The organism is Aliihoeflea sp. 40Bstr573 (assembly GCF_024105655.1).
Classification (GTDB): domain Bacteria; phylum Pseudomonadota; class Alphaproteobacteria; order Rhizobiales; family Rhizobiaceae; genus Aliihoeflea.
In genome coordinates, this window is the sequence record NZ_JAAAMH010000049.1 from 1 (window position 1) to 4,052 (window position 4,052).

The 4,052-nt window shown below is 59.8% G+C and carries 3 protein-coding genes; 1 reads left to right on the forward strand and 2 read right to left on the reverse strand.

Annotated features, from left to right (window positions below):
* Nucleotides 1-175: 175 nt before the first annotated feature.
* Entirely contained in the window at nucleotides 176-748 is a 573-nt protein-coding gene (locus GTK01_RS20775) for a hypothetical protein (RefSeq protein ID WP_252929744.1), read from the reverse strand.
* Between the two features lie 100 nt (nucleotides 749-848).
* Between GTK01_RS20775 and GTK01_RS20780 the strand changes: the two genes are divergently transcribed.
* Nucleotides 849-1,289: a type II toxin-antitoxin system PemK/MazF family toxin gene (locus GTK01_RS20780; protein ID WP_252929746.1), complete on the forward strand. Its 441-nt coding sequence runs from the start codon at nucleotides 849-851 to the stop codon at nucleotides 1,287-1,289.
* A 376-nt stretch (nucleotides 1,290-1,665) separates the two neighbouring features.
* Here GTK01_RS20780 and GTK01_RS20785 read toward each other — a convergent pair whose 3' ends face one another.
* A complete protein-coding gene (locus GTK01_RS20785; protein ID WP_252929748.1) occupies nucleotides 1,666-3,846 on the reverse strand; it encodes an ATP-binding protein in 2,181 nt (726 codons plus the stop codon).
* Nucleotides 3,847-4,052 lie beyond the last annotated feature (206 nt).

Here is a 4,052-nt window from a genome sequence, read left to right on the forward strand (position 1 = left end):
GGGAAATTGGCCGCCATCAGCTGGATGCTTTCAACTGCCAGGGAAGCTTCATCTACAGATCTATCACGCGCGTTCGTGCTTCGTTCGGTCTTAACGTGTCTGTGGGAACAGTTCTTGTTCCGACCCCGCGTCGGCCGGCAACCCGGCCGGTCGAAAAAAGCTGATTCCGGAGGTGTTAAGGCATCGGCGGCCAGGCCCGAACGGTTTCGGCAAACCACTCTCGGGCAAGTTCAGCAGGGCCGGCGGGATGAGGCGGACGAACGACGACTGCAACATCAGCATGGTGAAGCGCGAGTTCGCAAGCTCCGACAAGTCGACCGTCAGTACCCTCCTCGACCGTCAGGACAGCCGTGTCGACGTTGAATATCTGGGTAACATCAGTCAGCAGGTCGTAGGCCAAAGACCGCTCGAACAACTCGCGCGGCGTCCGGTGCTGACCAAGCTCCCCGCTCGGCCATGATCGGAACTCAACGCTAATGAGATGCTCGCGAGCCTCATCGAATGGCTCCGGCATGAGCGCGTACGACAAGCCTGCTGGAGCGAGATGAAGTGCGATGTCCGTCATGTAGCGATGCTGCATGCCACAGATGCACGTGACAACAGCGGCTATCCCTTTGTTTCGTCCAATGTTGCGGATCGGCGCATGCAGATCGGGATTAGCCTGCAGGATTAGAAGCGCATTGCTGTCGATCGACGGCTCTTCTATGCCCCGAGCGCTGTCAGAAGGACTTAGCGGAATCCTCTGCAAATCCTGCGTCTCGTGGAATCACAAGGCAAAGCTTCGCGGGCTGGATTTCTGCGTCCTCGCGACCTAGAGGTTGTGAGACAACCGACAGGGATTCGAAGGCTTGGCTGGCGCGAAAGGCATTCAATATCCACCAGTGCCTGGTCAGGTGCTCATCTGCGACTATCGCACCGGATTTCGTGAGCCGGAAATGGTTAAAGAGCGGCTTGTAGTCATCGTGTCACCACGATTGCCGTATCGGGACGGTTTATGTGCGGTCGTACCCCTAAGCCAATCTCCACCCCGATCGGGCCTGCGATATCAGTGCAAGATCGAACTGCCGTTCGAGGCTCCCAAGCCATACGAAGGCACGTTCAAATTCGCGAAGGCCGACATGATTGCCACGGTGGCATTCAGGAGATTGTCGATGCCTTATACCGGGCGCGATCCGATATCCGGCAAGCGCAAATATCTGAAGATCATCCTCGCGGCGACGGAATTTCAGAAGGTCCGTGCATGCATCTTGTACGGACTTGGATTGGATCACTTGACGGAACATCTGTAGCGCATCATATTCACGTCGATCGCGCTTGCGGGTAATTCCGTAGTGCGCCTCAAGTCCACTGAAAGGTGGCGAACCTGTGCCGGCGAAATCAAGCCAAAGAGGTTGACAGCCCCGACTTCCGAGCCGGGGCTTTTCTTTTTCAGCCTAACACGTCGCCAACGGCATGCGTTCCCGCGTCATAGAGGAGCAAGCCGGCCGTTTTGCGCGGCCAAGTTCATGCCTCCAAAGGTAGCTCGGCTTTCAAACTAGATATGTCCGGCGCGAAGATTATTGCTATTGCCAGACCATTTACGGGTTTATCGCGCTCTTGCCCTTTTCAGTTGGCGGAATTGCCTAGTTGAACCCTCAGTCCTGCATGTTGACGCCATTAAAGCCGTTATGCAGTGCGGGGAACCCAATCGGTGATATTCAGCGCGTTGCCACCTAAGGCGGAAAAAGCCCGCTGCCGGCATGAGAAGACGATGATCTGCTGGTCGCGGGCCTGCCGATGCAAGGCATCGAACATGCGCTCAATACGATCGTCGTCGGAATAGACCAAGGCGTCGTCCAGGATGACGGGCGTCGGACGGCCATCTCGCGCAAGCAGCCGGGCAAAAGCGAGCCGAGTCAGAACCGCAAGTTGTTCGCGCATGCCGCCGCTTAATCGCTCAATTTCCTCGGTCTGGCCCTTGCGCCGGATGCTCCGCGGCAAAAGCGTCTCATCGTCGAAGTCGATTTCGGCGTCTTCGAACAGCAAAGTGAGGAGAGGTTTCAATTCGCGCATGATCGGCTCGAAATAATGTTCGCGTGCGGACTGGCGGGCCTCTTCCAGCGTATCGCGCAGTCGGGTTAGCGCAAAGACCTCCCGCTCGACGCGGGCGACCTCGATCTTGGCTGTTGCCAACGTCCCGCTAACCTCCGCAAGCTCTTCCTCGACGGCTTCCTGAGCGCGCGCGTCGATGCGCGCGTTCAAGCCGGCCAGTTCCACATGCAGCTGCTGACTTTCGCGTGTAGCGGCCTCGACGACGGATCGCGTGCGCGCAAGTGTTGCCTCCACGTTCGCCATGTCCGGCTTCTTCGCGTTTGAATCCGCAAGTGCGGCTTCCTTGGCGTGCAAATCGGCGTTCGCTGCTTCATACGCAGCACGCAGTCGCGCGCCCTCCCCCTCACGCATCTCGACCGGGCCGAGCCGGTTTTCGATGTCTACCAGTTCGCCGGCGACGGCCGCGAGAGCCCTTTCAGCTTCGATGAGCGACTCGTCGGCGGCCTTGCGCGCCGGGCGCGCTTTCCACGCCGAGGCCCGAACCTCCTCAAGTCGCGCGTTTGCCAATTCGGTTTGAGCGCGCGCGGTGTCGCGGTCGCCCTCGACCGTTTCGACCGACGCGACCCGGGTTTCCAGTTTCATGATCTCGTCGGAAAGTGCAGCCATTCCGTTCGGAGCCAGAAAGGCCAGTGTCCGCCGCTCAATTTCGATCTCGGTGCTACGCCTCAGAAAGGCAGCGTCACGCGCGTGGATTTCTGCCATGGACGCCACGTCCAGACGCTGGAGGAACGCGGTGCGACGCGATATCGCTTCTGCCAGTCTTGTCGCAGCACCAGATGCGGGAACCTCGACCGTCAGCCGACCGATCCCGGCAATCGCAATGATGGTGGCACCAGAGATCGGCCGCCGTTCACCATTACTAAGAGGGTCGCCGTCAACGCTGACGCTGCCATCTGGGCCTTCAGTATAATCAATGGCGACGGTCGAGGCATTCTGAGCAGCCGCCTTCAAACCGGCAATCTCGACGTCGAGGTCGTGCGCTGCGCGGACGGTTCCCTCAGGCAGTTGAAGGGCCCGCAATTCCGCCTCGCCGGCCTCAACCTCTCTGCGCGTCTCCTCCGCTGTTGCGAGAGAAGTGCGCAACTCGCGGAGCTTATCCGCGGCCTGACTGGCTTCGAAGGAACGGTTAAGGCGGCGCAGCAAATCCTGCGCCACGTCTTGTGCGGTCTCCGCTGCCTGCAGTGCTTCGTCAGCCGAAGCTTCGAGCGCCAAGGCCTTTTGCCTTTCTGCCATCGCCGTGTCGCGTCTGGTGCGCGCGGTGTCATTTGCCGTACTCAGCGCGGATTGGCGAGACAGGAGAGTGTCGTGCAGATCGAGCGCCGCCTTCGCCGCATCACGCTTTTCCCGAGCATAGACGGCTTGGCTTTCGGCAATGCCAAGCTTTTCCTCATGCAATTTCGCCGCGTCGAATGCTGCCTGCGCCTCGCCCCAGGCGCGGCGACGCATCTCGACGTCCTCGGGGCGTTCCAATTCGGAAAGTCGCGCCGCCTTGGATCGGCGCAAGTCGAGCGCCTCGCGCAGTTCATCGACATCCGACTTCAGTTCATCCGCTTTTTCCGACAGGGTTCTGACGCGATCGGTAACGGCCAGATAGATGCTGCCGCTTTTGGGTCTGCCTGTCGGGGTGACGTACTTGTCCAGTTCCCTTTTGCAGGCTTCGAGGATCAGCGCGATCCGGCGTCCCCCGGTAATCGCCTCGACCTCACCCTGCACCGAGGTCAGCACCGTTTCGCGCACGCGGGCCTCGGCTTCCATATCCGATTTGGCGCGCCGCTCGATGCCCGTTATTCCCTGCCGCACCCAAAGGAGACCGGCGGGTCCGCCGGCACCGCCGTGAACTAGCGTTCGTGGACAAAGGTTGACTGCGGAATCTGGTTTTGATTCAAGGCTTCCATTTGGAGGCAGCCTTGGGCGAACGGATTGGTTTGACGGACGAGGAATGGGCGCTGATCGGTCCGCTT